Source organism: Acidithiobacillus sp. TH-A36, from assembly GCF_057473445.1.
Genome location: NZ_JBYCKP010000666.1, coordinates 1 through 1,304, shown reverse-complemented (window position 1 = coordinate 1,304; position 1,304 = coordinate 1). Strand labels below are relative to the sequence as shown.

General features: G+C 47.2%; 2 protein-coding genes. Both read left to right on the top strand.

Features of this window, described 5'->3' with window-relative positions; genetic code table 11:
* Window positions 1–466: hypothetical protein (locus tag AC2VLY_RS16600; RefSeq protein ID WP_486922677.1), on the top strand; the 466-nt coding region annotated here is incomplete at its 5' end.
* A 122-nt stretch (window positions 467–588) separates the two neighbouring features.
* Window positions 589–1,023, top strand: a complete 435-nt coding sequence (locus AC2VLY_RS16595; protein ID WP_486891636.1) for a hypothetical protein — start codon at window positions 589–591, stop codon at window positions 1,021–1,023.
* The last annotated feature ends 281 nt before the right edge of the window (window positions 1,024–1,304 follow it).

Genomic DNA, 1,304 nt, shown 5'->3' with positions numbered 1-1,304 from the left:
CAGAAGTGATGGCACAGCAAATCAGGCAGTTAAACAGCGGTGTTGCACTTCAAACTTGAAACCGCCCCTTCCCGTCTTGCAAAATGTCCTCAATGTCCGTGCGGGTTATACGGTGTACCGCAATGGTTGGATGGCTGTGACGCCTTTTGCGGCCTACAACTACCTGGCCTATGGCGATCTGCACAACAACGCGGCCGGGATCGGTTTTAACATCCTGCTTAAGCCTTGTTCCTGGTTAAGACTCAAAGGCCAGGCGGAGGCCTTGGCCGGGTTTGACGGGAATATCGCTGGCCTTAATTTGACAAGACCCGCCAATTTGTACCAGTTCAAAGGTACGACTGAGGTGCCGGTTGGTTGGAAAACTGATGTGTTTTCTGCGGTGGAGTTTTCACGATACATCGGTGAAAGCAACACCCTGACGGGTTACACCGTTTATTTCGGGGTAACCCGGCATTTTGCGTTTTGAAAACGCGCAAAATTGCCGTGTTAAATTAGATAGAGCAATTTTGTCAGCCACAAAAGGCCATCCCCTGCGCGAGCAGGGGTGAATGTTGGTTTTGTTGGTTTTAACCATCCATTGGAGGCTTTATGGACCGTAACCTACAACAAGACAGCATTAGCATGAAGGATCGCACCAGTCATGTTCCGACATTCATCAAGTTTCTTTTGAGTTTTGTGGCAGTTAACATCGTTCTTGTGATTTTGCTTATCTTTCATCAAATTGATCAGCGCCACATTCGGGAGAAACGGGCCGCCCAAGCACAAGCCTATCTCGCCAAAAATCCGATTTTCCCGTCATTGAGCGCCTTGTCTCATTTTGTGAAAACACATTTTGGAGAAGACTCAAACCGCGCCAGTCACATTATCTACCGGGTCAACATCTACGGGACAACGGAGTGCGTACAAGCTATCTGGCATACAAGTTTTTTGTGGTCGATCATTATGCGTATCGGTTGTTTTCTTGTGGTGAAAATTGAAATGACTATCCGGTTTGCACAAGCCCTCACAAATCATGGTAGATAAGTCGCAAACGGTCTCTTGCGTAGCAATCATCCTGAAGAGCGCGGGATCAATTTGATCTCTTGATCGTTTTTATCCCTTCAATAGCACCATCAAAATTAAATAAACGCGAATTTTCAGCCTTTATAAAAAAATACGGCCCAAGCCGGCGGCCTATCATGGGGCTTGTTTTGTTTTTCGGGCAGCTTTTTCATGATCAATCTACCGAAACCCCCATTACTCGGACTGGATATGCGCGCGGATGCGGTCAGCATGGTTTCCCTGTCCAAACGCAAGCAGCAATT